Source organism: Paenibacillus sp. 1182, from assembly GCF_017833915.1.
Taxonomy (GTDB): Bacteria; Bacillota; Bacilli; order Paenibacillales; family Paenibacillaceae; genus Paenibacillus; species Paenibacillus polymyxa_D.
Genome location: NZ_JAFICR010000005.1, coordinates 398757 through 424761 on the forward strand (window position 1 = coordinate 398757; position 26005 = coordinate 424761).

Below are 26005 nucleotides of genomic sequence, written 5' to 3' on the forward strand. Positions count from 1 at the left end.
GATGACTACAAATACATTGGAACAAAAGCGTTATTTCAGCTTTGAACTGTTGAATTGGTATACGCGTAACAAACGCGATTTGCCGTGGCGACGTCATCGGAATCCTTTTTATATCTGGATCTCGGAAATTATGCTTCAGCAGACGCGTGTCGATACGGTCATTCCGTATTTTAATCGCTTTATTGCACGCTTTCCTACGATTGAAGCGCTGGCGGAAGCACCCGAGGAGGATGTGCTTAAGCTATGGGAAGGACTGGGCTATTATTCACGGGCTCGGAATTTACAAACTGCGGCAAAACAAGTAGTTGAGCTTCACGGAGGGCAGGTGCCAGATGATACACAAGCTGTTGCTGCACTGAAAGGAGTAGGCCCGTATACGACGGGGGCGATTATGAGTATCGCCTTCAATCGACCAGAGCCTGCTGTGGACGGGAATGTGATGCGTGTGCTGTCGCGTTATTTTCTCATTGAAGAGGATATTATGAAGGGCAGCACGCGGGCGCATATGGAAAGTCTGGTACGGGAGCTGATTCCCGAAGGAAGAGCTTCTGATTTTAATCAGGCTCTAATGGAGCTGGGCGCACTGGTCTGTACGCCGAAGTCGCCTCATTGTCTGACCTGCCCGGTCATGGAGCATTGCTCGGGCAGGCTGGCAGGTCGCGAGGAGACACTGCCAGTCAAGACCAAGGCAAAGCCGCCGCGGCTGGAGCCGCGCTCCGTCGCTCTCATCGAGGGCAGCGGAGCGAACACCGGCCGTCTGCTCGTACGGCAGCGCCCGGCCAAGGGCCTGTTGGCCCGCATGTGGGAGCTGCCGCATGAGCTTGCCGGACCGGAGGGGTACAACGGTCCGGTGCCAGATGAGCCAGCCATGGACCATCTGGCGGCTCATTTGCTGGCAGAGGGCGTGCTTGCGCGCCCGGTGCGGTTTGTACGTGAGGCGGAGCACACGTTCAGCCACATTCACTGGAACCTGCGTGTGTTCCAGTGTGAGGAGGTCGCCGCCCCTGCCGGGGAGGCGGGAGGCCCCCCGCTGGCTGCCGAGCAGCGGGCCAGCTACAGCACCGGAGCGAAGCCAGGTGCGTTAATTGCGCTGGCTGAGCAGGCGGAGCACGCGCATAATGCGCTGCCAGCGGGGTACCGCTGGATCAGCGAAGCGGATATGGCCACCTTGGCGTTTCCCAAGGTGTTCCTCGATCTGATCACCGAGTATTATGCGAAGCAAAAAGAGAACTGATGTTAATGAAATAACTGTCAGTAAAAGACAAAGTGTTTAATTTATCCTATAAAATGGAAACGGCGACAACTAAGGACGAGAAAATAAAGTCCTAGACTGTCGCTGTTTCCCTTGAACTAACGTTTCCCGTTAGCGGAATGCTCGCTAACCGTAACAACATTAGACGTACCTTTCTCGCGTATTGTTCTCTCCACCCCTAGAGTCTTCGCTCTTGTCCCCAATAGGGTTAGATTTGATTTCACATAACAAGCTATCTCCCCCTACCTGAATAAATAATATTCCTTAACTGGATGACCTGACTTTTAAGCTCTTTCTCTCTCTCCAAAAAGTAGAGCGAAGCTTGCAGCAACGGGAAGTTCGGTTCCGCTTTACGAGTTTCGTTCTGGATAAAATGGTAAACCTCTTTCAACTCCGAACGATGTTTTGCGCCGGATGGAAGAACATTAAGGGCCGAATCCATCTCCCGGAACAGCTCGGTAAGGAACTGCTCTCTCTCCCCTTGGCGGTCCTCGAGCCCCCAGCTTAAATACCTCTCGAACGAAGCCTGTTTCAGCAGAGGCTTCAGGTTAGAGGCCATCATATGCTTAACGAGCACATTGAGCTTATCCAAAATGAACCTTGCCGTTTCCTCAAGCGATAGAGACTTTTCTTCATAAACGATCCAAAATAAGTACTCCTTCAGAATCGCACGATAGATGGAAACCAAATCCCACAGGAACGGATAAATTTCTTCGCCATAAACCTGTATCAAGCACTCTTTATGCCATCGGATGAGCCGCCCTCTAACCTTGTGTCTAAGCGGCTGGAACTTGGGATCCTGTTGGATGGGGAGCTCCGTGAATTCGATCAGAATATGCTTGTATTCCATAAAATAACGGAATCGCAGAATGATCTGCTGCAGAAACTGCTCTTCTGGCGAGAGTTCGGGAAAGCGTTTCAGTTCATCGACTTGATCAAAATAGGCGTTATGGCATTGATCAAACACCTCGCTGAAGAGGTCTTCCTTGGAAGGGAAATATTTATAGACTGATCCTTTGGCAATACCGCAATCCTCGGCAATATCCTGTATCGTCGTCGAAAGAAACCCATGTTCCTTAAAAAGCTTCATCGCCGATTTTAAAACCTCTTCCCTTGTCACACTCATAAGAAAAATCTCCCCCTTGACTATTCATGAATGATAGTACAAAATACGGAACATGAAGTCAAATGACTATATGTTCGCGTAATTAGACATACGGTCAAATCGAAGAGATGAGGAGAACATACAGAATGGAACGATTATGGGATCCACAAAAAACAGCGTTGGTTGTTATTGACTTGCAAAAGTGGATAGGAAATCAATACGCCCCTTATTCTGCTGAGCAGGTAGTGTCTAACGCCGCAGCCTTGGCAGATACTTTCCGTGAGCAAAGCTCAATGGTTGCACTGGTCCGGGTATCTAGTAAAGATTTGAAGGATATCCCGCGTCCTAAGTTGGATTCGCCTGGACCACCCCTGAATCTGCCTGAAGGATGGGATCAAATCGTCCCGGAAATGCGGGTCACCGAGACAGACCATATCATCACGAAGAAGCAATGGGGGGCTTTTTACGGAACGGAGCTCGACCTTCAGTTGCGCCGCCGAGGAATTGATACCATCGTCTTATGCGGCATCGCTACTGAGTTGGGCGTTGATACGACTGCGCGGGAAGCGTTTATGCATGGGTATCAGCTGATTTTGGCGATTGATGCTATGACTGGATTTTCCGAAACCGGGCATGATTACGTAAAAAATTTCATTTTTCCACGCATCGGGCGTACCCGGACAACACAGGAAATCCTCTCTGCCCTTTCAGGCAACTGTTTATAGTTGAAAAAATGACTTTCCCATTTCCCGTGTATTATTTGACCGAATACACGAAGAACGCCACAGCTTGAAACTCGCTTTGCGTTTGCTGGGAATCTCATCTGGCCATACTTAAAGGACGATTATGTGTTCCCAGGGTGCACATATTGGCTGACGGCATGGGATACGACCTGCTGCACCAAATATACAAAGTAACCGCTGAATGATATAGAGCGAACGGCTCGTCGCAATTGGCACGCGCTTCTTGTATAGCAACCAGCATGAGTTCCGCAGTGCCCAATGGGACGAGTACGCCTAGTGGCGCAGCGCTAATGCTAATAAATTTGCATAATTGCCAGTGGAATTGGTGGTGCTCTTTTAAACGGTCTTTTCCAATCATGAGCTGCGCTTTTATTGTCTTTCGTAAGGCCATACGATTTATCGAAAGCTTTAAACTATCCTGCCCGTTAGTTAAACAAAGGCAGCCGATCACTATGATCGGCTGCCTTCTTGTCTTTTATGAGCTATCGTTTTCCGTTAGCATAATGACTTACTGTGATACGGTTCACCGTGCTGTTTGTAACGGCAAGTTTAATGGTCATCTACACGGAGGGCCTTCTTAGCGTTATAAGCTACAAACTTTACAACGATTACTCAGATAACGGACGACAGCATCAATAAGAGCAAGTCGGGAGAAACGAACGCGTTCACGAAATGGTTTGTAAAATACGAATGATTTCTTTTTCGATAACGGAATCGTCAACAGTATCCAGATACTCAGGACTAATCACTTGATACTGTTTCATCTTATAAAATTCCATAACGGCTTGTTTCAAGGTGAGATCATACCATTGAATACTAAAGGTCGGTTCCATAATGCGCCGAAGCGTAGCATCGTCTTGAACTAAGGACAGCGCAACGTGCATTCTGTTAAAAATCTTTTTATCCATACCGGATTGAAAAAAAGATTGTAAATTTTTAATTCTATTTTGTTGAGCAACGGAAATATTTTCAAAAAGTCGTGGATAAAATTCCTTAAGGTCTTGCAGGAACAAATCGGATAAATAAATAACACCTATTAACGATTCCAGAAACGTTTTTTGAAAGCGATCAATATATGAAACGGAATCATCATATACAACGGTGTCAGCCTGCTGCAAGTACTGAATTCCATACTCTACAACCTGTTCGATGATTTCATCTTTGGATGAAAAATGCTTGTAAAGCGTCACTTTACTAATATCCATATGTTTTGCGATATCGTCAATTTTCAGTTGGCTGAATCTGGTTCTTCTAATTACAGGTTTGATTTTATTAAGATATTGATCTGCGCTCATGGGTTTTCTCACGATTGAAGCCTCCTCTACCGCTCGTCAAATCATATTATATCAAAATAGAGGTATCAATAAACAATGTTTAAAAAGATTATTAAATTAACTAATTTTATTAAATTAGTTTACTTAGTTTATTTATCCGATGTATAATCTCTCTTGTAATGAATATCCAATCAAGGAAGGGATAACGGTCCCAATAAGCGATATCCATTTCTCGAAATCACATTAAAAAAGGAGATTACACAATGAAAATCACAGTTCTCGGCTCACTCGGCAATATTAACCGCAACTACCTCCCATCCCTAATCGCAGACGGCCACGATGTTACCGTCATCACAAGCTCCAAAGATCGTATCGCCGACATCAAAGCGCTCGGTGCCAAACCAGCGGTCGGCTCAAACCTCGACGTCGAATTCCTCGCGCAGGCTTTTGCAGGTAGCGACGTCGTCTACCTCATGATATCAGGTATCAATTATGCCTCTGGCACCGACATGTGGCAGACCGCCATTGATCTTTCTGAAAATTATAAGGCCGCTGTGCTAAAATCAGGCGTAAAAAACGTCGTCAACCTCAGCTCAGTCGGCGCCGACAACCCAAACGCCGGCATTCTCTACAGCTATCATTTTGCAGAAGAAGCGCTAAACTCGCTTGAAGACGTGAACGTTGTCCACATCCGCCCTGTCGGCTTTTACAGCAATCTTTTTGCCGACATGCAAAGCCTAAAAACCCAGCAGACCATCTTCAGCCCAATTTCAGTTGACATCCCACAAGGCTGGGTCAGCCCCGTTGATATCGCGGACGTCGCTTACGCCCTGATTTCTCACACCCCATCGGGTAAAAGTGCGAAGTTCATTGTTAGTGACTGGGCCACAGGTAACGACTGGCTCAATGCCCTTGCTGAGAATGGTATCGAGGCCAAATACCAACAAATCACCGTTGAAGCTCTTGCTGAGAATATGAAAAAAATCGGCTTCCACGAAAACACTGCCAATGCCTTTGCCCAAATGAACCGCGCCTGCGAGAACGCCGACGAGTTCTACGTCAGCCTCCGTGCCACCGACTACCACCTCGGTAAAGTCAAGGTCGAAGACTTTGCAAAAGTTTTTGCAGATGTGTATATTAAATCTGTTTAAACAGCGAGAATATTGTTTAACCTGCGGATGAGAACGCGCCTAAGTGCGCTATTTCTTTCGATAACTTGAGACCTCGAATAGGGTTTACTATGACTTGGTTTTGACATATAAAGAACAAAGCTCGCTGAAGTGACAGCGAGCTTTGTTCTTTATTGATGAATGCGCACAAAAAAATAACCTTACCTGTGATAAGGTTCATATCGATTGACTTTAAACTAATCTGCTCGTTAGCTTAATTAAATAGCGTCAGTCTAATGTAGTGTAGTGCTTAGGAGAAAGAAAATAAGCCCATCACTTTGATTTGGAGGTTAAATCATTTCCAATTAATAAAGGGATAGGCTCTCTTTGGTATTAAATAAGGCGTGGTAAAAGCCAATTTATTGAGCTATCGTTTCCCCGTTAGCGTAATCAGCGATAAATAAATAAGCTCAAATTTTTTTTAATATACGCGGCGGATATATTTTTGTTCAAATCTTGTTTCTTTACTTATTGTGTAGAAACAGCCCTTTATGCTTATTGAAAAAATCAAAGTACACTTTTGGGTTTTCTAATTCCCACCATTGCTTTATGTCGACTGGATTAGCTTCTAAATCATATATTTTTGTAAACTCCATCGCCAGTAAAAACGGTGAGTGCGTTGCAATGATAAATTGACATCCGCAATAGTGAGCCATTTCCTCTATCATTTTGACAAGTTCAAGCTGCATTTTAGGAGATAGACTGTTCTCCGGTTCATCCAAACAATATAATGTGTCATTTTTAAATTTGGAATTAAAATAACTCAGGGCTGTCTCCCCATTGCTGTTCAGTTTAATTTCGGTGCCGGCGACTCTGCGAATAAACTCCCTGCGTGAAATTGATTTTTTTCTTGAGAGCACCTGTAACCTCAATGCTTCATAATCATCCATGCTATTCATTTTCACTGTATTGCCGAATTTCAGATTTCCCCATTCCGATCTTATATCTTCTGTGCTATCCACGATTTCATCGTTGTTTGTGCGGACTGTAAGCATATAATCAAAAATATCGTCACTTGTGATTATCCTACTTCCATTTGGAATTCGATGTTTAAATCCCTCGTCGTCAAGTCCAAGTTCAAATTTACAATGTTCAACATATGAACTGAACAATTCACTTGAATTGAATGGTGCAATACGATTTAGTTCCAATTTATTCGCTATGAGATTTAGAAGTGTGCTTTTCCCCGAGCCGTTTCCTCCATATAAAATTGTGATTTTTGAAAAGCTCAATTCGGAAAACCGATTTTTTGAGAAAATGCCACATGGGTAAGTTTCGTCGACATATCCAAACCTACCGCCATTGTATGCCATTCTTTGTTCTATCAATGAGGATTCTTCATCTATAGGCAATATGAATTTATCTAAATACATTTTCATTCCTCCGTAATTCATCTAACCTGCTCTTATGTTTTCTCTTCCGTTTCAATTTGAAGTTTTCAACTAGTAAACCTCCCTCAATAATGTGGGAGCTTCCTCTTCTAAAAGCATTGATTGCTCAATCCCCTTCCATTCATAGTCGATGTAGGTATTATAGCAGACGAAATCTACTTATCTTATCTTGGTTGTGCTAATCTGCTCGTTAGCTTAATGAAGCAACGTCAGTCTAATACTTTATTTTTCAGTCTAGAACTTTATTATCTTTTGACAATAGCGACAGTATGGACATGAGGTTGATCCATACTACCGCTATTTTTTGTTTCTGGAACGAATATGCCTAACTTACTTGCGAGCGAAGGTGTTATTTTGGAGAATTTTTTCGGTATTCGGATGGAGTTACCTTGTTGACCGTTTTGAACATTTTGGAGAAAAGGAGTACATCTTTATACCCTACAGACCGAGCAATATCTCCGATTTTAAGGGAAGTATTTCTTAATAGGGAGCACGATTTTTCAATCCTCAAATGCAATAAAAATTCCTGCGGTGACTTATTTAGTTGCTGTTTAAATAAACGATGCAAATACGAACGGTCAATTGAAATGTACTTGGCAATATCACTTACGGTAATGAAGTGTGAATAGTTTTGTTGAATGAAGAGAAGCGCTTCTTTAATATACCGCTGCTGTCTTACCTCAGGGTTGACTTCCTGATTAGGGTAAAGATCAAACATCAGATACAGAAATTCATACAGCTTGGATGCAAGCAACAGGTCCTTGTTGGTTTTCAGCGTAGAAGAAACCACGATGCTCTCCATACAGCGGGCAAGGCTGCCCTCCGCTTCAAACCGGAAAATGGGATTGTCCCTATGGATACAGGTCCGGCTTAGATATTCTTTTGCTTGCACCCCATTAAAACCAATCCAGGCATATTCCCATGGGTCGAGCTCATCCGCTTCGTAGTAAATTAAAACTTTCGGTTCAATAAAGAAAGCATCGTTTTTCTCCAAATGATAGATTTTATCGTTGACTTTAAAGATCCCTTTTCCTTTTAAAATAAAATGCACCATATACCCGCTTCGAATGGCTGGACCATAAGAGTGTTTGCTGGTACAGCTCTCTTTGCCACATGTGTATAGATTGAGATCCAGATTGTTATAGGAATGATTGGAAAAATGCGAACTCATTTGGTTTCACCCCTTAATTCATCTCTGCATATTATCACACTGTTTCATATAGAGTCTACATTATTCCATATAATTATTAAAACTATTCAATTATTATTAGAATGTAAACGATAAGCAAACAACATAATTTATAATTTTGGGAAATCGTACTATTAGCGCTATAAGGGGGTTGCTATGGCTATATACATCGATAAAGAGAAGCTTCTATTCCATTTACAAGGTAGCAATACAAGTTATGTCATGCAGGTTATACGAGGTGGTTATTTATCCCATTTGTATTGGGGAAAGAAAATTCAGAACTATCGGGGGAGCAATAAAATCATCTTTATGGATAGAGGATTTTCGCCCAATCCCGATGGCGAGGATCGAGCCTTTTCACTGGATACCATCCCGCAAGAATATCCGTCATTTGGGAATAGCGATTTCAGGATTCCTGCGTATCAGATTCAATTGGAGAATGGTTCTACCGTGACCGATTTCCGGTATAAAGAACATCGGGTTTTCCAAGGCAAACCAAAATTGAAAGGGCTTCCTTCTACGTATGCAGAGGATGATGGCGAAGTAGCAACACTGGAAATCGTCCTTGAAGACCCATTAATTGATGTAAAGGTTGTACTATCCTATAGCCTATATCAAAAGCGGGATGTCATTACCCGTTCAGTCCGTTTCGAGAATGAAGGTCGGCAACAGCTAAAACTGCTTAGAGCGTTAAGTGCTAGTGTGGATTTCCGTGATGATGAATACGAGCTCATTACCTTGTACGGTGCGCATAATAATGAGAAAAATATAGCAAGGCGAAAAATTGTACCCGGAATTCAAATGGTAGACAGCTGCCGTGGAGCTAGCAGCCCTCAACAGGCACCCTTTATGGCACTTGTAAGAAAAGGGACAGATGAAGAACAGGGTGAAGTGTACGCCTTTAATCTGGTGTATAGCGGGAACTTTACGGCCCAGACTCAGGTAGATTCCTATCGGAACACAAGAATCACGATGGGGATTAATCCTTTTGATTTTACATGGCTGCTTGAACCAGAGGAATCGTTCCAAACGCCAGAAGTGGTCATGGTATACACCGAAAATGGCTTGGGCGGTATGTCGAGAATTTATCATGATTTATACAGGAACAGATTATGCCGTGGGCCTTTTCGTGACAAGGAGCGGCCGATCCTGATTAATAACTGGGAAGCTACCTACTTTAACTTTGATGCCAACAAGATTGAGCAGTTGGCGAAGGAAGCTCAAAGTGTGGGAGTGGAGCTGTTTGTATTGGATGATGGGTGGTTTGGAAAACGAGATGATGACAATACTTCATTAGGCGATTGGGTGGTGGATCGTCGCAAACTTCCAGATGGATTGCCGGATCTTGCAAACCGCATTCGAAATCTGGGTATGGAGTTTGGTTTGTGGTTTGAACCTGAAATGGTATCCATAGACAGCGACTTATACAGAAAGCATCCCGATTGGTGTATCCATGTCCCTGATCGTCCGTATACGTTGGGAAGAAATCAGCTGATGTTGGATTTATCGAGGAAGGAAGTGTGTGAATACGTTATTAAATCGGTTTCCGATATTTTATCGGATGTTCCAATTACTTATGTAAAATGGGACATGAATCGTCACATGACGGATGTGGGTTCGGCAGCCTTGCCACCTGAGAGACAAAGGGAGACTGCGCATCGTTATATCCTGGGACTCTATAATATTATGGAAGAGCTTACATCAAAGTTCCCCAATGTCTTATTCGAGAGCTGTTCTAGCGGAGGAGGCCGTTTTGATGCCGGCATGCTCTATTACATGCCTCAGACCTGGACGAGCGATAATACGGATGCCATTTGCCGACTGAAAATTCAATGGGGAACAAGTCTTGTCTACCCGCCAATTACCATGGGGGCACACGTTTCCACAGTACCCAACCATCAAGTGGGTAGAATAACTCCCTTGGAGACAAGAGGTTATGTCGCCATGGCCGGGAATTTAGGATATGAGCTGGATTTGACGACATTAACCATTGAAGAAAAAGAAGTGGTGAAAAAACAGATAGCTCTATATAAAGAAATGAGATCGCTCATTCAGTTTGGAAATTTTTACAGAATGATTAATCCGTTTGATGAAAATGAAGCCGCATGGAGCTTTGTGTCAGAGGATCAAACGGAAATGGCGGCCAGCTATTTCAAGGTTTTATCCCAACCCGCTGCCGCGATTAAAACGTTAAAATTCAAAGGTTTGAATCCAGACTACGTTTATAGAAATGTAGAAACCGGTGAGCTGTTCGGCGGTGATGAATTAATGCATGTTGGCATAACGCTTGCCAGGGTGAAGCAGGACTTTTTAGGCATGTTCTGGAGATTTGTTAAAGAAGAGATCTGATTCAGCTAGAGGAGGGTTTACTAGATGGAAGCAAAAGAAAAGCGGTATAAGCACATTTCTCAAGAAATTTTAAAATATATCGGTGGTGAAGAGAACATTATCGGTGTGGCCCATTGTGCCACAAGATTAAGAATTGTACTTGAGGACAATGAAAAAGCGGAATTAAAGAAGATTGAAGATATTGATCTGGTTAAAGGTGTTTTCATAGCGGGGGATCAACTGCAGATCATTTTTGGAGCAGGGTTGGTCAATAATATATATGCCGTGTTCTCCAAACTGACCGGAACAGAAGATATGTCATTAAGTGATGTCAAATCAAAGTCCGCACAAAAGCAAAATCCTTTTCAAAAAGCCATTAAATCGCTGTCAGATGTCTTCATTGAGATCATGCCGGGAATTCTCGCCGCCGCATTGTTAATGGGGATAACCGGGCTGTTAGGTCAGAAGGGGTTATTTGGTCCTAAATCGATTGTGGAGATGTATCCAATTTTTCAAGGGATTAATCGCTTTGTTCAAATCGTTTCCACGGGTATTTTCACCATCCTGCCGCTGCTTGTTGTTTATTCTGCAACCAAGAGATATGGCGGTCGTCCTATTCTGGGGCTTGTGCTGGGTGCGATTATGCTGCATCCGGCCCTGGCGGATGCCTTTGAGGTAGCTAAAGGGAGTCAAAATCCGGAATCGATCAGTCTTTTTGGCCTTCCCGTACAGTTGGTTGGATTTCAGGGTGGTATTATTATTGCTCTGATGATGGGGTATGTGGTAGCCAAATTGGATCAATTTTTTAACAAAAAGGTTCCAGACATGATTAAATTATTTTTGGCTCCTTTGCTGACGGTCTTTGTTTCTTCCCTGCTATTGTTCACGATTATCGGCCCTCTTGGGCGAGAGTTGGCCAGTCTGGTCACCGTTTCGCTGCTTTGGATGACGCAAAATCTTGGAATATTCGGTTTTATGTTTTTTGCAGGCATTCAGCAGATCATTGTTATTACAGGCTTACATCATGTTATGGGTGCGGTAGAAGCGCAGCTGTTAACCGATACAGGCAGAAATTTTATCAACCCATTGGCATCAGTAGCTTTGATGGCTCAAGGGGGCGCCGTTTTGGGGTATATTCTTTTGAATCGCAAAGACACTAAAGTTAAAGAATTGGGTTACTCTGCATTCGGGTCTGTACTTTTTGGAATCTCGGAACCAGCGATCTTTGGGGTCACTTTAAAGTATAAGTTCCCCTTAGTTGCTGGATGCCTCGGAGGAATGGTTGCGGGAGCATATGTATATTTAAGTAAACTGACAGCCATAGGATTCGGAACCACGGCTCTTCCGGGCTTTGCAATTGCAGCGTCGGATAATCACGGTCATATCAATTATCTTATCGCTCATCTTATTGCCCTGTTATGTGGAGCATTATTTACATTGGCTTACGGTGCTATCAAGAGCAAGAGGTCACGAGCCTGAACCAAAAGAACATTAGCAGGTTGAAAAAATTAAGCTTTTATGAAAACGGTTAAAGGAGAGAATATTTGTGGAATGGACAAGAGAGCATAGATGAAAAAATTAAAAGGGCCGTCCTCCGTCGTTATAAACGACCGAGGATGGCCCTAAGTTTTACATAGGTATGCATGTACATTCGTTAAAGCTAATCGATGCCACCATCGCTTTCAATCAGCCCTTTGCCGATTACATTGGCCGAAACCGGAGGCTTGCCGAGCTCCCGAGACCATATGGACAATTGCCCAATATGGTGGATTTGGTGGGCAATGACATGGCGCATCACCTCGCCCCAGGCATCCATTACAATTCTGCCGTCCGGGAGGTGATCTTCAAACCTTTTCCGTTCCAGACCATCATGCCAGGCGAGCACGAACGGCTCGACATCGAGTCGAAACTTCCCATCCAGCTCACGGACCTTGTCGAGCGTATCATACAGAGAGAAGTCCTCCTGAAAGTCGGGTTTGCCCTGAATCGTTTGAATCCAGCTCCACTCCACGTCAACGATATGGAAGAGTGTCTTTAGAATGCCGCCGACTCCGCCGACGCGTTGTTTCAGTAATTCCTCCTGCGACACCTCTTCACACCAGCGGTACCATTGTTCCCGAATCAACCAGTTGTAACGAAAAAAAGTCTGCATCCATCAACCTCCAGAGCCATATTTGAGAATCATCTCCACCAGTTTACCATAGGATGCCAAAAGGGCTGTCTCATTCGTAGAAAATCTACTTTTGAGACAGCCCTTTATTATAGGATTAGAATGTTGCTACTGGCTTATTTCTTTGCAGCCGCGTAACGTTTGTTGACTTCATCCCAGTTGATTACATTGTAGAAAGCTGAAATGTAGTCTGGGCGTTTGTTTTGATATTTCAGGTAGTAAGCATGCTCCCAAACGTCCAGTCCAAGTACCGGAGTCAGACCTTCAAACAGCGGGCTATCTTGGTTTGGAGTGCTAGTGATCGCCAGTTTGCCGTCTTTGCCGACAACCAACCAAGCCCAGCCGCTACCAAAACGAGTTGTAGCTGCTTTAGTGAAGTCTTCTTTAAATTTGTCATAGCCGCCCAGTTCATTGTTGATTGCTTCAGCAATTGCACCTGTTGGCTGTCCGCCACCGTTAGGACCGATAACTTCCCAGAACAGGCTGTGGTTGTGATGTCCACCACCGTTATTGCGAACCGCAGTGCGGATGCTTTCTGGAACGCTGTCCAGATTAGAGATCAGATCCTCCAGGCTTTTGCTTTGCAGTTCGGGAGCGCTCTCCAGAGCTGCGTTCAAGTTTGTAACATATGTGTTATGGTGACGATCATGGTGAATTTCCATTGTCTGTGCATCAATGTGCGGTTCCAGTGCGTCTTTTGCGTAAGGAAGTTCTGGTAATTGAAATGCCATAGTAAATCCCTCCTGGTTATATGGTTGGGTAAGTGTTCCTATGTAATAATACCCTCGACAGTTATATTAAACCGCATTCAGCCTATTTAATCAACATTTTTGTTTGTAAAATAGCAAACTGGGCAATACGGCCTGGTAGCTAGCATGTCCAAAAACCCGCTTGAAATACACAATATATAGGTAATAAGAGGTAAATTGTGAACATTAAAATGTAAACGCTTTATATACAGCGCTTACATGAGAAAAAGGGATGTATTCCGTCAAAAAGTATGGTTTAATGGTCAAGGAAGCAGAAATTTCGGCTTTTTTGTCGTCTGCTATAATCTGTCATGTCTATGACATGACGAACTTGAGGGCATACACCCTTTTCCTGTTCTTCATTTCATATATAGCAGATCGTATGCATTTTTATCATAATGCCTTGTGATTAACACCATGATAAGAAATTTAAGGATTTATGTAAAAATGACGGTGCTGTCTCAATTTTTTTATTATGCTTACGAAAAGGGAGATATTACTTATGCACGTTCGTTCCTTTCAATTAAGTGATGTGAACTCAGTAACGGAACTCATGCAAATTGCCTTGTCAGAGGAGTGCTACAAAGAGACGGTGAAAGCATTTGCCCGTCAGCTTTCGTGGGATTCCGGTTTGATTATCGTTGCAGAAGAAGAGGGAGAGATCGTGGGTGCTTTGATCGGCACGATCGATCAGAATGATGGTTGTTACTATCGTATCGCTATTCACCCGGATCGTCGTCGGATGGGAATCGGCAAATCGCTTGTGGAGTCCATGGAGCAGCGTTTTCAGCAACGTAAGGTTAGCCGTATTTGGGTAGCAGGGGACAAGCATAACAGTGTGGCCATGCCTTTGTACGAAGCGATGGGCTATGGAGCAAGCCAGATTTTACAGGCTTTTCAGAAGCTGAGTATTTTGGCGCCTCATTAATTGGGAATCGAAATAAAGAGAATTGAATAACATTAAGTATAATATTTACATTTAGAGCATATCTGAGTAACCGTTGCAATCGGGTACGGGATATGCTTTTCTATTTATAACAGGGTTGAGGAGGTTTAATTATGGACGCTTTGGCTCCTTCGTCAGGCCCGCCTCCCTCGCCGGAAACGTCCAAACAAGCAGGTCGCTCTGGTTACATACGCGATTGGTTAGTCACTCTTCTGATCGCTATGGTCGTCTTGCTGCTTCTGAACCTGTTTGTATTTAACTTGTCCACGGTTAGAGGACATTCGATGCAGCCGACGCTAATGGAAAGCCAGCATTTGTTCGTTAACAAGCTGGTTTATAATTTTCATGATCCGGGCAGGGGGGACATTGTGATTTTAAAAGATCCCGATTCCAAGCTGTCGAGCCCAAGATTTTTAGTGAAAAGAGTCATAGGTATTCCCGGAGATGTAATCCGAGTTGAACATAATCATTTGTATGTGAACGGTGAACTGCTAAATGAACCTTACACCAACTCTGACGTGGAGGATGGTGATTATGGTCCTTTTACGGTGGAGCCGGGGCACTTTTTTGTCATGGGAGATAATCGCCATACTGCAGCAAGCAAGGATAGCCGCTATTTTGGCAGCATTAAATCTCAAGATTTACTGGGACGTGCAGAATTTATATTTTGGCCGATATCTGAGTGGAAGTGGCTATAGAGCAACTAAAGTCTGAAATCAAGGAAAGGAAGAGGATGATGAAAGAAGTGATGGTATATACCGACGGTGCTTGTTCGGGAAATCCGGGTCCTGGGGGCTGGGGGATCGTTCTGCTGTATGGGGAGCATCGTAAGGAGCTGTCAGGTGCCGAGAAAATGACGACAAACAACCGTATGGAGATTAAGTCCGTGATTGAAGCACTGAAGCTGCTCAAGGAGCCTTGCCATGTGAAAGTACACAGTGACTCTGCCTATGTCGTCAATTGCTTCAAACAGGGCTGGATTAAGAACTGGCTTCGTAATGGCTGGCGCAACAGTAAAAATCAGCCAGTGGAGAATAAGGAATTATGGGAAGAGCTGTGGGAACTGATGGGTAAGCATGAGGTTGAATATGTGAAGGTTAAGGGGCACAGTGACAACGAACTGAATAATCGTTGTGATTTTCTAGCGACCAGTGCTGTTAAAAATTTACGGTAGCATCTGCTGCTATTTTCTGTTGAAATTTGAGATATGAGAATTTTGCAAATTCTCATATCTGTAATGATAAAAAGTGGAAGAGAGGTGAGTATCGGATGCAACGCGGATTGACTCAGGCGGCTGCCGGAACCGCTTCGACTTGGGCTTCGCTCAAGCAGGAAATTATTGAGGCGGCTCCAGGGCTGGGTATCGACTCCATCGGGTTCGCATCCGCCGACCCCTTTCTGTCTCTGAAAGCTATATTGGAAGAGCATCGTGCGAAAGGCTATGAATCCGGCTTTGAGGAGCCAGATATTGATAAGCGGATCTACCCGGAGCTGTATGGCTCACAGCCTGCATCTCTGATTGCTATTGCAGTGGCGTATCCTTCCAAAATGAAGGACCCGCCGAAGTCGGACAAGGGGAAGTACCGTGGTATTTTGGCCCGTTCAGCCTGGGGGAAAGATTATCATCTGGTACTACGCGAAGCGATGGAAAAGCTTGAGGCTTTTATAAGCGAGCGGGTGCCTGATGCCATTATGAAAAACATGGTGGATACCGGAGAATTGTCGGATCGGGCCGTTGCGGAACGGGCAGGGATTGGCTTTAGCGGCAAAAATACGATGATGATTTCACCGACGCTGGGTTCATGGATCTATCTAGGTGAGCTGTTGACGAACATTCCTTTCCAGCCAGATGAACCGGTAACGGAGGGTTGCGGCGAGTGTACCAAATGTTTGGATGCCTGTCCTACGGGCGCGCTTGTGGGTCCTGGACAGCTGAATGCCCAACGGTGTGTGTCCTTTTTGACGCAAACGAAGGGCTTTCTGGATGAGGAGTTTATGCGGAAGATAGGGAATCGGCTGTATGGATGTGATACCTGCCAAATGGTATGCCCTAAAAATCGGGGTCTCAACTGGGATCACCATCCCGAGCTTACACCCGATCCTGAAATTGTGAAGCCGTTGCTGCTGCCGTTATTGGATTTGAGCAATCGCGAATTTAAAGACCGATTTGGTCAAAGTGCGGCGGCCTGGCGGGGGAAGAAGCCGATTCAACGCAATGCAGTCATTGGTCTTGGCAATTTCAAGGATGTTAGCGCGGTGCCCAAATTGACGGAGGTTTTATTGGATGATCCGCGTCCCGAGCTGCGAGGCACGGCGGCGTGGGCTTTGAGTCGAATAGGAGGGGAAAACGCTATGACAGCGATCAAGCAAGCATCAGAGAAGGAACAACATGAGCAAGTACGCGAAATGATCGCACAGGCGCATTCCAAGCTAGAGGAACAAGAGCAGGCAGAAGAGCTAAAGGCATCTGAATTATCAAAATCAGAAGTAACGGCCGGGGATTCACAGAGTCCAACCACCATTTATTATGATGAGATGGAGACACCTGTGGGCACGTTAACGCTGTGCGCTACGGATCGGGGGCTGTGCCGAATAGACTATGGCGTTTTTCATGCGAAGGAAGCACTGCTTCAGCAATGGGCCCGAACATGGATTGGGGAATATGTCTATGTGCAGGAGCCGGAAAAGCTGCGCGAAGCTGCGGACCAACTGCGTGAGTATTTTGCCGGAGAACGGCGGGAATTTAGTATAGCTTATGATTTGAGAGGGACTCCTTTTCAAGAGCAGGTGTGGCGTGCACTGCAAAATATTCCGTACGGACAAAGTGTGTCCTACAAAGATATTGCGGAATCGATCGGACGAGCCAAGGCAGTACGTGCTGTGGGTGGAGCCAATAACAAAAATCCGTTACCCATTCTGTTTCCATGTCACCGAGTATCGGGTGCTAACGGAAGTTTGGTCGGTTATGCTGGAGGCTTGCCAGTCAAGACGAAGTTGCTGGATTTGGAGAAACAATAAGGACATATGTTTGCAAAAAGTGATTTGCTAGCTGTCCCATGTTTTGCTATGATAGGTTCGTGTGTAATTCAAGATGTTTCATATAAATATACAGAGGTGACGACTTCGTGGTGTGGAATATTGTCATTCCGATTATTACCCTGATTGCTGGTTTGGTTGGGGGATTTTTCATCGGTGCTTATTATCTTCGTAAACAGCTTGAGAAGATGCAAAACGACCCTGAAACGCTGCAAAAAATGGCTAAACAGATGGGTTACAACCTGAATGGGAAACAAATGCAAAAAGCCCAGCAGATGATGAAGAACCAACAGTTCTCCAAAAATCAGCCTGGTCCGCGTAAAAATCAGGGCCGTCGGAAATAATGAGCAACGTGAGTACGGATGCCGCATGAGGTTGCTGCATAGAGGAGGATTACTGTGGCTGGCGTAAAAGATTATATTAACCGCAAAGCTGCGGATAACCGGGATAAAATCGAGTACCATGTGGAGCAGATTTTACAACTGATCGGTGAGGACCCCAAGCGTGAAGGGTTGTTGGAAACACCGGCACGCGTTGCGCGCATGTATGAGGAAATATTTGCGGGTTATGAGGTTGATCCCCGGGATGCGCTGGGTGTGACATTTGACGAGAATCACGAGGAGCTTGTGATCGTGAAGGACATCGTCTATTACAGCCAGTGTGAGCACCATATGGCTCCTTTCTTCGGAAAAGTGCATATCGGCTATGTACCCAGCGGCAAAATTGTAGGATTGAGCAAGCTTGCACGCCTGGTAGAGGCAGTGACCCGCCGATTGCAGGTACAGGAGCGTATTACTTCACAGATCGCTGATATTTTAAATGAAGCGGTCTCCGCTCACGGGGTTATGGTAGTCGTAGAAGGCGAGCACCTGTGCATGTGTGCAAGAGGTGTCAAAAAGCCTGGTAGCAAAACAGTAACGTCTGCGGTACGCGGTACGTTTCGTGATGATGCAGCGCAGCGCGCAGAGTTTCTGTCGCTGCTTAAGGATTGATCGAACATCGCAAGACGTTTATGTGATGAACAAAAAAGGGTGGTTTACGCATAGGCGTAGCCACCTTTTTTTGTTAACATCAGATATAAACGACGGGATAGCCGCCTTAAAATTACGATTAGCCTATGGATAACAGTTATTTTTATAGATAGGGGATAACGTATGGAGAATGTACATAGATCAACAGAAAAAACAACAGCTTTGCCTGAGTTGCAGTGGTTTGAAGCACCACTTGCGGACACTCAGGAGGACGTTTTGTCTCCGCTGGCTTGGGAGGAGCTGGCCTGTCGGCAAGTAGGGAAAGGAGCTGCACCCATTTTGCATCTTTGGCGGCATCCGTCAGCGCTTGTGATCGGTCACCGGGACCGCAGGCTCTCTTACGCCCCACAAGCGATGGAGCGAGTGCGCAACGCGGGAACTTCGGTATGCGTACGCCCCTCAGGTGGAGCAGCCGTCATGCTGGACAGGGGGGTGCTGAACCTGTCCTTGATCCTGCCGAATCCACAGCGGGCCATCAGCCTGCATGAAGATTTTCGGCTCATGGCAGCGCTAATTGCCGATGCGCTGGTTCCGTGGTCTGGCGAGGCGCAGACCGGAGAAATCCCCGGGTCCTTCTGTCCCGGGGATTACGATGTCAGCGTCCGGGGCCGCAAGTTTTGCGGCATTGCACAGCGACGTCAAGCCAAGGCGTATATCATCACAGCCTTCGTGATGATTGAGGGCAGCGGTGCAGAGCGTGCACAGGCGGTACAGCAATTCTATACAGAGGCAGCCGGAGATACTTCGACAGGCGTGCAGCAGCAGGATTACCCCCGGGTGAATCCAGCAACGATGGGTAGCCTGGCAGAGCTGGCTGGAGTGCCGTCTGTTGAGGCGTACACGGCATCTTTGCGCCGTGTCGTCGAGAGCCAGACAGCCATTTCACCTGCCGATAGCTGGCTGGTACAACCGGAAGGATGGACCGAACAAATGGCAGCGCTCAGAGAGCTATACGATTTGCAGGTGTAGTTTGTCTTTAGCTTAGAAGCCTATTAGTGCGTGTTCAAAAAGTCGGCTTTTCAGGACCGAGAAAGTTGGATGAAGCTAGGGACTGAGTAGCGGAGCGTAGACAGATCTACGTGAGCAACGGAAGGCCCGGCTGAATTCAAGATTCGACGTCGAATCCGCTTCTTGAATAGCTTCGTTATGGAAAGACGACTTTTTGAACAACCTCTAGAAGGGTTGCCATCTCAGCTTGGAGGCTTGATCGTAGCGTGCTTCCACTTCAGGCCAGTTAACGACATGCCACCAATCCTCAATGTATTTGTTGCGCTCGTTTTGATGCTTTAAGTAATATGCGTGTTCCCACACATCTATCGCCAGCAGCGGAATGGACTCCCATTGAGTCAGATTCTGGTGCTTTTCGGCCTGCAAAATTTCAAGCCGTCCCGCGCGCGGACTCCATACCAGGATCGCCCAGCCGCCACCCTCGACCTTTTCGGCTGCCGAACTGAATTGTTTTTTGAATGCATCGTAGCTGCCAAAATCTTTTTTAATCTGTTCAGCCAGCGGTCCGCTTGGGTTTCCACCGCCTTGAGGACTCATGATCGTCCAAAAAAGAGTATGCAGATAATGGCCTGCGCCGTTGAATGCCAGTTCGCGTTCCCAATGTTTTACGAGATCAAAATTACCTGTTTTTCGGGCTTCTTCCAGCTTCTTTTCCGCTTTATTCAGGTCATTCACATAGCTCAAATGATGCTTGTCATGGTGAATGCGCATCGTTTTTTCATCAATATACGGTTCAAGCGCATTATAGGGGTAAGGGAGCGGTGGGAGTCGATGTCCTCCAATAGGAACCGACCGGCCGATTGAGGTTTTTTCCGTTGCCGAAGGTTGAGCCTGGCTGGATTTGACGCCTTTAGTCGTCCATGTGCCTTCTCCCCTTATGCCTGCCTGACGTTCTCGAAACGCTTCCTCTGGGTAATTCTCACCCTCTGTCGCTACATGATACAACCCAGCAGCCCTTGCGATGGAGCCAGGTTCTTGAAAGGGGGTTGTCGAGATCAGGAAATATTGGCTTTCATGTGCCGCGTGTAATACAACTCCAGCGGATTTTGGCTGCTGACGCAATGCATGACTGTGCTCGCTCAGCAGACCGAGCTGCCGTACATACTCCTGTGACTGGCGGTTTGCGGTTTGTAGCAAATCGTCCAATCGACGATTTAATTCTTGTGAGTCAGGCTGAGCGTTTAATGCTGACTCTGACGATGGCATCTTTACAGATGATGATGCGTCTAATCCCCTTGACTGTTTTGGAGGTTCAGTGAATTCGTGTGTATGTGCTTGTGGGGCAGCCGACAGCTGTTTCCATTCCTGATGCCACGCCTGATCTGCCGGATCAAGTGCGCTCCGTTGCTCTTCAAGCAACTCTATGGCGGTGCGTTCCGTCTGTTCGAATACAGTCCGCCAATCATCCAGCAGCCGTACATAAGTAGGCTCCAGTCCCTCGGTAGCGGATTTAATCACTTCCACATGCCAACTTTCCTGCTGCTTCCAATGCCGAATTTCCTCCAGCACACGTAAGGGCAGGAAAGACCCATAAGTACTCAGCATCGTTTTATACCTCCCGTATCCCACTATGGCTATCCGGCGGATCTGGCAGATCTGCCCTGGATGCATACGTACCCAGTATATTCGCTGTCCTATCGGGAATATGTCTATGAACTCGCTTAATTTGGTCACATCTGTTACGTAGAACAAGAATACCATGGTAAACGAAAAAGAAGCCCAGCTACGGCACGGGTTAGTGTCCGTAGGCAGGCTTCTTCAAGGTGAAGAATTAAATACAGTTTTTTTGAAAAATAATTCTTTACTTTGTAGTCGTTTGTTTGTGGGCATCAGCGATCGTTTTCTTGTCCTCCAGCTCCTGTACACTGCTTAGAAACGTCGATACCCGCCGTAGATATTCACGGGGATGCTCTCTGAAAATAAGCTCATGTATTCCGTTTTTGACAATCCATACACTGGAAAGTGGGTTGGTTTGATTGGCAGCGAGCTTTTCCGCAATAGGATAAGGAGCCTTTTCATCCTGTGTACCATGCACAAACATGATCGGGAACGGATAGTTTTCCTTTTTAACCTCCTGATATGGAATCTGATGCAAGCTGGTGCCGTTCAAGACTGGAAACAGCAACTCCAGAATTTCCAAAGACGGATGTCTTGGCAGGTTAATTTGATTGTGAATGTTATGGTACAGCGTATCCGGCTCCAACAGGAAAGTGCTGTCCAAAATCATTGCGTCCACATCCTTGGTTTGCAAGCCCGCCTGAAGAGCGGTTCCTGCCCCCATGGAGAAGCCCCATACGATAATCTCCGACGAGCCGCGTTGCTTCGCAAGCTGGATCGCTCCGAGAAGCTGCTGGGATTCCGCTTTGCCTCCGGTTGCGACTGATTTGCTGTTTTGTGACGCGAATCCATAATCGAACATGACCACATTAAAGTTCAAACTGTGGGCATAATGCGCCAGATCATACATGGGAATCCAGCTTTCTTCGCGGTTAGCTCCATAACCATGGCTGAAAATAATCGTTTTCCGCGATTGATCCGCCGGGATATACCAGCCTTGTACCATGCGGCTACCATCCTTGGCAGGGAAGCTGACTTCCTCATAAGGCATGTTTTTGGCCTGCATCGGATTAGAGTACAGCGGCGCGACGGTAGGATTCGTAAGTACCCATGCGATGTAAGCATGCAAGGCAATAAAACAAAACAACAGAAAAAAAACGACCGACAGCAGCAGAGCAATCACAACGTGCTTGAACCGCAGCAGACGGGGATTAAAGAGTGGGGTGGACGGCTCCTGAACAGCGGTCTGTAGCTGAGAGTTGCGCTGGGATGTAGAAATCATGTAAGAGCCTCCTTATATAAAATTGATCTTCGTTTCAATAGAATTTAGGTATAATTCCACTTGAAAATGATAGTGTATATCCGTATAGATACCTATTATCGTATGATGGGGGTTATCCAAAGTCAACGCCTGAACCGGAAAAGTAAAAATGATGCAAAGAATTGTCGATGTTTGTTCTCGTTCTGTAATATGGTTGTCACAAAAACATCGGTTTACAGTAGCCGCGACTATTCTATATAATTTATGTAACCATGTTTCATAGTGTGAAACGAATATGGATACAAGAGGAGCGGTTCACGAATGGAAGACCGTAAATTAACCGTTCGCGCTGTAGAGCGTGCACTTGATATATTGCTGTGTTTTACCGCAGATTCGGATCTTGGCCTAACGGAGATTGCCTCCAAAATTGGTCTACATAAAAGCACGGTTCATCGGCTGCTGACTACGTTGGAGGATCGGGGCTTTGTCGTTCGGAATGCCGAAACGGAAAAATATCGACTTGGCTTCCGCATTTGGGAGCTATCCACACATTTGTCCCAAAGTGACGAGCCGGCGGTGTTGTTACAGCCTGCAATGGAAGGACTGCGTGACCGTCTGGGCGAAACGGTCAGCTTGTACTTACGGGACGGCAGCATGCGTATTCGCATACAAGCCGTGCAGAGCAATCAGGCGATCCGCAGGGTTGCGCCTGTGGGTGCGCGTATGCCGCTGGCTGTAGGAGCCTCCAGTAAGGTGCTGGCTGCCTTTATGCCGCCGCAGGAGCTGGAAGCCCTGCTAAGCGGGAATGAATGGCCGCCCTCGGTAGACGCGGAGGTCTATAAAGCCCAGCTGCAGGACATTCGCGAGAAGGGCTATGCGACCAGCTATGAAGAACGGGAGCCAGGGGCCGCTGCTGTGGCAGCACCAATTGTGAACCGGAAGGGACAGGTCACTGCGGCTTTATCTGTATCCGGTCCGGTCAGTCGGCTTGCACCCGAGACGCTACATGACTTTGCTCCGATTTTGATCGAAGCGGCGAAGGAAATGGGGCTTATGCTTCCGTAACAAGAATGAATGCAGTTGAAGCAAGCAAAGTGATTTGGTGAGGAGCGTCTTCTTGCTAAATGGAACCTAGAAGGGTTGCCAAAGCCATAAATTTGAAGTAGTCTGATAAGGATGGCGGGATGTCTGTTATGTCCGCCTCATGTGAATAGAAGTATCGCAGTTACTGGGGGAGCCTGTAATGCCGGGCTGAGATGGAATCGTGTAAGATTCCGGACCCTTTGCACCTGATCTGGATCATACCAGCGTAGGGAAGTAATCGGCCATTGAAATGTATACGCAGCTGCTGTCTACGGTGACGCATTGGAATAGGATTATTCCACATGTGCACGGTCTGGATAGCTGCCTCGTTAGATTAGCCGGTTCCCTCGGGAACCGGCTTTTTTGCATAGATCAGCGCCACCCTGGGAATGGTTCCGGATCGGTGTGTCATTTCATCGAAACAGGAGGAATGGACAATGAAGCCGACAGAAGTAGAAGGAACAAAAGGAACAGAATTTAAATCAGCAGAAGTAAGGTTGGCAGGAACAAGGGAAGTTGGGGTAGAGAAGACAAACGGGGAGCAAGCCAGTGGGGTAACGCCCTTTCCAGGGAGCCGTAAGGTATATATTCAAGGCTCGCGGCCGGACATTGCCGTCCCAGAGCGGGAAATTGCTCTTCATCCTACACATACGCCGCAGGGCACGGAGCATCATGAGCCATTGCGTGTGTACGATACGAGCGGTCCCATGACTGACGAAGCCTATCAGGTCGATATCCGTCAGGGCCTGCCTCCATTACGGCGAGCTTGGGCACTGGAACGGGGCGATGTGGAGGCTTACGAGGGACGCGCCGTCAAACCGGAGGATAATGGACTGAAACCTGGCTCCAAACGGGAGACAGTTGAATTTCCCGGCGTGACCAACCGTCCGCTTCGTGCTTCGCAAGGTCGTACAGTGACGCAAATGCATTATGCACGGCAAGGGATCATTACGCCCGAAATGGAATTTGCGGCGATCCGCGAAGGGGTGGAGCCTGAGTTTGTACGGCAGGAATTGGCGGCTGGACGAGCCATTTTGCCTTCGAATATCAATCACCCGGAAAGTGAGCCGATGGTCATTGGGCGTCATTTTCACGTGAAGATCAATGCGAACATTGGTAATTCTGCGGTTACCTCCTCGATTGAGGAGGAAGTGGAGAAAATGACCTGGGCTGTGCGTTGGGGCTCGGATACAGTTATGGACCTATCCACAGGCCGTAATATCCATACCACACGTGAATGGATCATTCGGAATTCTCCTGTACCGATTGGAACTGTGCCGCTGTATCAGGCACTTGAAAAGGTGAACGGCGAAGCAGAAGCGCTGACGTGGGAGTTGTATCGCGATACGCTGATCGAGCAGGCGGAGCAGGGAGTGGACTATTTTACAATTCATGCGGGTGTATTGCTGCGGTATATACCGATGACGGCGAATAGAATGACGGGAATTGTGTCCCGTGGCGGGTCGATCATGGCAGCCTGGTGCCTTGCGCACCATCAGGAGAATTTTTTGTATACACATTTTGAAGAAATCTGCGAAATTATGAAAGCCTATGATGTGGCCTTTTCTCTCGGGGATGGTCTACGTCCAGGTAGTATCTATGATGCGAATGATGAAGCACAGTTTGCAGAGCTGGAAACGTTGGGCGAGCTAACGCAAATCGCATGGAAGCATGATGTTCAGGTCATGATTGAGGGGCCGGGACATGTCCCTATGCATAAAATCAAAGAGAATGTGGATTTGCAAATGGAGATTTGTAAGGAAGCTCCTTTCTATACCTTGGGACCGCTCACGACGGATATTGCCCCCGGATATGATCATATTACCTCAGCCATCGGGGCGGCGATGATCGGTTGGTTCGGGACGTCCATGCTGTGCTATGTTACGCCTAAGGAGCATTTGGGTCTTCCGAATAAGGATGATGTCCGTGAGGGTGTCATTACCTACAAAATTGCGGCACATGCTGCCGATCTGGCGAAGGGCCATCCACGGGCGCAGCAGCGGGATGATGCTTTGTCCAAGGCACGCTTTGAGTTCCGCTGGCGGGATCAGTTCAATCTGTCGCTTGATCCCGAGCGGGCCTTGTCCTACCATGATGAAACGCTACCAGCAGAGGGAGCCAAGGAAGCACATTTTTGCTCGATGTGCGGCCCCAAATTTTGTAGTATGCGCATCACGCAGGACATTCGCGCCTATGCAGCGGATAAGGGGCTGAACACCGAAGAAGCAGTGGCCGCTGGGATGCGTGAGAAGGCAGAGCAGTATCGGGATGGCGGTCAGTAAAACGAATGTGTGAGTTTAGGAACGCATGAATCAAAAAAAGCCGTGGTTCTCTACAGTCGATGTAGGAAACTACGGCTTTTTGGCTTATGTAAAGCGAGTCATGCAACCGGATAAACGGCGCCTTATTTTTTACCCATTTTTTCATTCAAAATGTCCTGAAAGCTGAGCTTCTTCTCCGAGCTATCTTCTTTCTTCTGCATACTCACCGCGTTGGCACGTTGGTATTGGTGGTGAAAGGGCATCAGGGTGTGGACGGTTAAGTTCATTGTATTCATGTAGATCATTCCTCCAATTCCATATTGTCAAATTCAGATTGAGTTGCTTTGGACGTCTGTATAGGACTATTTGTATGTACTTGATGTCGCAATGCTATGTAGGTTGCTTGGTTATGTTTCAATCATTATACCCACATTTATTCAAAGTAAAACGCT

General features: G+C 46.4%; 24 protein-coding genes and 1 riboswitch. Of the genes, 14 read left to right on the plus strand and 10 right to left on the minus strand.

Translation table 11 applies throughout. From position 1 onward, the window contains the following. The first annotated feature begins 1 nt into the window (after position 1). Positions 2 to 1234 (plus strand): A/G-specific adenine glycosylase, encoded by a 1233-nt coding sequence (gene mutY / locus JOD82_RS13200; RefSeq protein ID WP_069012132.1) that lies wholly within the window; start codon positions 2 to 4, stop codon positions 1232 to 1234. A 250-nt stretch (positions 1235 to 1484) separates the two neighbouring features. Here mutY and JOD82_RS13205 read toward each other — a convergent pair whose 3' ends face one another. Further along, complete coding sequence (locus JOD82_RS13205) at positions 1485 to 2378, minus strand: TetR/AcrR family transcriptional regulator (protein WP_165148399.1); 894 nt, start codon at positions 2376 to 2378, stop codon at positions 1485 to 1487. A gap of 125 nt (positions 2379 to 2503) precedes the next feature. Between JOD82_RS13205 and JOD82_RS13210 the strand changes: the two genes are divergently transcribed. After that, a complete protein-coding gene (locus JOD82_RS13210; RefSeq protein ID WP_029515795.1) occupies positions 2504 to 3082 on the plus strand; it encodes a hydrolase in 579 nt (192 codons plus the stop codon). Between the two features lie 94 nt (positions 3083 to 3176). Here JOD82_RS13210 and JOD82_RS13215 read toward each other — a convergent pair whose 3' ends face one another. Together JOD82_RS13215 and JOD82_RS13220 are read right to left on the minus strand one after the other, a co-directional pair. Then, positions 3177 to 3458, minus strand: coding sequence for a hypothetical protein (locus tag JOD82_RS13215; protein ID WP_209949419.1), 282 nt, complete (start codon positions 3456 to 3458; stop codon positions 3177 to 3179). 307 nt (positions 3459 to 3765) lie between these two features. Then, positions 3766 to 4407 (minus strand): TetR/AcrR family transcriptional regulator, encoded by a 642-nt coding sequence (locus JOD82_RS13220; RefSeq protein ID WP_029515793.1) that lies wholly within the window; start codon positions 4405 to 4407, stop codon positions 3766 to 3768. Between the two features lie 230 nt (positions 4408 to 4637). On the opposite strand from JOD82_RS13220, the gene JOD82_RS13225 reads away from it, so the two are divergent. Further along, positions 4638 to 5525, plus strand: a complete 888-nt coding sequence (locus JOD82_RS13225) for an NAD(P)H-binding protein (RefSeq protein WP_069011272.1) — start codon at positions 4638 to 4640, stop codon at positions 5523 to 5525. 482 nt (positions 5526 to 6007) lie between these two features. Here JOD82_RS13225 and JOD82_RS13230 read toward each other — a convergent pair whose 3' ends face one another. Then, positions 6008 to 6937: an AAA family ATPase gene (locus JOD82_RS13230; RefSeq protein WP_090738462.1), complete on the minus strand. Its 930-nt coding sequence runs from the start codon at positions 6935 to 6937 to the stop codon at positions 6008 to 6010. 346 nt (positions 6938 to 7283) lie between these two features. Beyond that, complete coding sequence (locus JOD82_RS13235) at positions 7284 to 8105, minus strand: AraC family transcriptional regulator (RefSeq protein ID WP_069011274.1); 822 nt, start codon at positions 8103 to 8105, stop codon at positions 7284 to 7286. A gap of 174 nt (positions 8106 to 8279) precedes the next feature. Between JOD82_RS13235 and JOD82_RS13240 the strand changes: the two genes are divergently transcribed. Together JOD82_RS13240 and JOD82_RS13245 are read left to right on the plus strand one after the other, a co-directional pair. Further along, the gene (locus JOD82_RS13240; RefSeq protein WP_069011275.1) at positions 8280 to 10472 is read left to right on the plus strand and encodes an alpha-galactosidase; all 2193 of its coding nucleotides are present in this window, start codon (positions 8280 to 8282) and stop codon (positions 10470 to 10472) included. 24 nt (positions 10473 to 10496) lie between these two features. Next, positions 10497 to 11930, plus strand: coding sequence for a PTS transporter subunit EIIC (locus tag JOD82_RS13245; RefSeq protein ID WP_069011276.1), 1434 nt, complete (start codon positions 10497 to 10499; stop codon positions 11928 to 11930). A gap of 181 nt (positions 11931 to 12111) precedes the next feature. Here JOD82_RS13245 and JOD82_RS13250 read toward each other — a convergent pair whose 3' ends face one another. Further along, positions 12112 to 12603: a DinB family protein gene (locus JOD82_RS13250; RefSeq protein WP_069011277.1), complete on the minus strand. Its 492-nt coding sequence runs from the start codon at positions 12601 to 12603 to the stop codon at positions 12112 to 12114. A gap of 134 nt (positions 12604 to 12737) precedes the next feature. Beyond that, positions 12738 to 13352: a superoxide dismutase gene (locus tag JOD82_RS13255; protein WP_029515786.1), complete on the minus strand. Its 615-nt coding sequence runs from the start codon at positions 13350 to 13352 to the stop codon at positions 12738 to 12740. A gap of 520 nt (positions 13353 to 13872) precedes the next feature. Between JOD82_RS13255 and JOD82_RS13260 the strand changes: the two genes are divergently transcribed. From JOD82_RS13260 to JOD82_RS13290, 7 genes are all read left to right on the plus strand, one after another. Further along, on the plus strand, positions 13873 to 14298 hold the full coding sequence (locus tag JOD82_RS13260; RefSeq protein WP_029515785.1) for a GNAT family N-acetyltransferase: 426 nt from the start codon (positions 13873 to 13875) through the stop codon (positions 14296 to 14298). Positions 14299 to 14429: 131 nt separating this feature from the next. Beyond that, positions 14430 to 15014 (plus strand): signal peptidase I, encoded by a 585-nt coding sequence (gene lepB / locus JOD82_RS13265; protein WP_029515784.1) that lies wholly within the window; start codon positions 14430 to 14432, stop codon positions 15012 to 15014. 38 nt (positions 15015 to 15052) lie between these two features. Beyond that, complete coding sequence (gene rnhA, locus JOD82_RS13270; RefSeq protein WP_023986996.1) at positions 15053 to 15490, plus strand: ribonuclease HI; 438 nt, start codon at positions 15053 to 15055, stop codon at positions 15488 to 15490. 95 nt (positions 15491 to 15585) lie between these two features. Continuing rightward, positions 15586 to 17334, plus strand: a complete 1749-nt coding sequence (gene queG / locus JOD82_RS13275) for a tRNA epoxyqueuosine(34) reductase QueG (RefSeq protein WP_209949421.1) — start codon at positions 15586 to 15588, stop codon at positions 17332 to 17334. A gap of 107 nt (positions 17335 to 17441) precedes the next feature. Further along, positions 17442 to 17696, plus strand: a complete 255-nt coding sequence (locus JOD82_RS13280) for a YneF family protein (RefSeq protein WP_013308742.1) — start codon at positions 17442 to 17444, stop codon at positions 17694 to 17696. 54 nt (positions 17697 to 17750) lie between these two features. Next, the gene (gene folE, locus JOD82_RS13285) at positions 17751 to 18344 is read left to right on the plus strand and encodes a GTP cyclohydrolase I FolE (protein ID WP_013308743.1); all 594 of its coding nucleotides are present in this window, start codon (positions 17751 to 17753) and stop codon (positions 18342 to 18344) included. Between the two features lie 162 nt (positions 18345 to 18506). Further along, positions 18507 to 19352 carry a lipoate--protein ligase family protein gene (locus JOD82_RS13290; protein ID WP_069011279.1) on the plus strand — a complete coding sequence of 282 codons (846 nt, stop codon included), beginning with the start codon at positions 18507 to 18509 and terminating at the stop codon, positions 19350 to 19352. A 204-nt stretch (positions 19353 to 19556) separates the two neighbouring features. Here the strand turns inward: JOD82_RS13290 and JOD82_RS13295 are convergent, their stop codons facing one another. Next, positions 19557 to 20936 carry a Fe-Mn family superoxide dismutase gene (locus JOD82_RS13295; protein WP_029515780.1) on the minus strand — a complete coding sequence of 460 codons (1380 nt, stop codon included), beginning with the start codon at positions 20934 to 20936 and terminating at the stop codon, positions 19557 to 19559. Between the two features lie 256 nt (positions 20937 to 21192). Beyond that, positions 21193 to 22230: an alpha/beta hydrolase gene (locus tag JOD82_RS13300; protein ID WP_029515779.1), complete on the minus strand. Its 1038-nt coding sequence runs from the start codon at positions 22228 to 22230 to the stop codon at positions 21193 to 21195. 300 nt (positions 22231 to 22530) lie between these two features. On the opposite strand from JOD82_RS13300, the gene JOD82_RS13305 reads away from it, so the two are divergent. Both JOD82_RS13305 and thiC read left to right on the plus strand, forming a co-directional pair. Beyond that, the gene (locus tag JOD82_RS13305) at positions 22531 to 23274 is read left to right on the plus strand and encodes an IclR family transcriptional regulator (protein WP_039270658.1); all 744 of its coding nucleotides are present in this window, start codon (positions 22531 to 22533) and stop codon (positions 23272 to 23274) included. A 155-nt stretch (positions 23275 to 23429) separates the two neighbouring features. Beyond that, positions 23430 to 23542, plus strand: a riboswitch (TPP riboswitch). A 187-nt stretch (positions 23543 to 23729) separates the two neighbouring features. After that, positions 23730 to 25574: a phosphomethylpyrimidine synthase ThiC gene (gene thiC, locus JOD82_RS13310; RefSeq protein WP_069011280.1), complete on the plus strand. Its 1845-nt coding sequence runs from the start codon at positions 23730 to 23732 to the stop codon at positions 25572 to 25574. A 122-nt stretch (positions 25575 to 25696) separates the two neighbouring features. On the opposite strand, the gene JOD82_RS13315 is transcribed toward thiC, so the two are convergent. Further along, a complete protein-coding gene (locus JOD82_RS13315; RefSeq protein ID WP_010348453.1) occupies positions 25697 to 25849 on the minus strand; it encodes a hypothetical protein in 153 nt (50 codons plus the stop codon). Between the last annotated feature and the right edge of the window lie 156 nt (positions 25850 to 26005).

Excerpts from the sequence above, each read along its gene's own strand:
- mutY (WP_069012132.1), top strand. The coding sequence starts at position 2 with ATGACTACAAATACATTGGAACAAAAGCGTTATTTCAGCTTTGAACTG.
- JOD82_RS13205 (WP_165148399.1), bottom strand. The coding sequence starts at position 2,378 with ATGAGTGTGACAAGGGAAGAGGTTTTAAAATCGGCGATGAAGCTTTTT.
- JOD82_RS13210 (WP_029515795.1), top strand. The coding sequence starts at position 2,504 with ATGGAACGATTATGGGATCCACAAAAAACAGCGTTGGTTGTTATTGAC.
- JOD82_RS13215 (WP_209949419.1), bottom strand. The coding sequence starts at position 3,458 with ATGATTGGAAAAGACCGTTTAAAAGAGCACCACCAATTCCACTGGCAA.
- JOD82_RS13225 (WP_069011272.1), top strand. The coding sequence starts at position 4,638 with ATGAAAATCACAGTTCTCGGCTCACTCGGCAATATTAACCGCAACTAC.
- JOD82_RS13230 (WP_090738462.1), bottom strand. The coding sequence starts at position 6,937 with ATGAATTACGGAGGAATGAAAATGTATTTAGATAAATTCATATTGCCT.
- JOD82_RS13235 (WP_069011274.1), bottom strand. The coding sequence starts at position 8,105 with ATGAGTTCGCATTTTTCCAATCATTCCTATAACAATCTGGATCTCAAT.
- JOD82_RS13240 (WP_069011275.1), top strand. The coding sequence starts at position 8,280 with ATGGCTATATACATCGATAAAGAGAAGCTTCTATTCCATTTACAAGGT.
- JOD82_RS13245 (WP_069011276.1), top strand. The coding sequence starts at position 10,497 with ATGGAAGCAAAAGAAAAGCGGTATAAGCACATTTCTCAAGAAATTTTA.
- JOD82_RS13250 (WP_069011277.1), bottom strand. The coding sequence starts at position 12,603 with ATGCAGACTTTTTTTCGTTACAACTGGTTGATTCGGGAACAATGGTAC.
- JOD82_RS13255 (WP_029515786.1), bottom strand. The coding sequence starts at position 13,352 with ATGGCATTTCAATTACCAGAACTTCCTTACGCAAAAGACGCACTGGAA.
- JOD82_RS13260 (WP_029515785.1), top strand. The coding sequence starts at position 13,873 with ATGCACGTTCGTTCCTTTCAATTAAGTGATGTGAACTCAGTAACGGAA.
- lepB (WP_029515784.1), top strand. The coding sequence starts at position 14,430 with ATGGACGCTTTGGCTCCTTCGTCAGGCCCGCCTCCCTCGCCGGAAACG.
- rnhA (WP_023986996.1), top strand. The coding sequence starts at position 15,053 with ATGAAAGAAGTGATGGTATATACCGACGGTGCTTGTTCGGGAAATCCG.
- queG (WP_209949421.1), top strand. The coding sequence starts at position 15,586 with ATGCAACGCGGATTGACTCAGGCGGCTGCCGGAACCGCTTCGACTTGG.
- JOD82_RS13290 (WP_069011279.1), top strand. The coding sequence starts at position 18,507 with ATGGAGAATGTACATAGATCAACAGAAAAAACAACAGCTTTGCCTGAG.
- JOD82_RS13295 (WP_029515780.1), bottom strand. The coding sequence starts at position 20,936 with ATGCTGAGTACTTATGGGTCTTTCCTGCCCTTACGTGTGCTGGAGGAA.
- JOD82_RS13300 (WP_029515779.1), bottom strand. The coding sequence starts at position 22,230 with ATGATTTCTACATCCCAGCGCAACTCTCAGCTACAGACCGCTGTTCAG.
- JOD82_RS13305 (WP_039270658.1), top strand. The coding sequence starts at position 22,531 with ATGGAAGACCGTAAATTAACCGTTCGCGCTGTAGAGCGTGCACTTGAT.
- thiC (WP_069011280.1), top strand. The coding sequence starts at position 23,730 with ATGAAGCCGACAGAAGTAGAAGGAACAAAAGGAACAGAATTTAAATCA.
- JOD82_RS13315 (WP_010348453.1), bottom strand. The coding sequence starts at position 25,849 with ATGAATACAATGAACTTAACCGTCCACACCCTGATGCCCTTTCACCAC.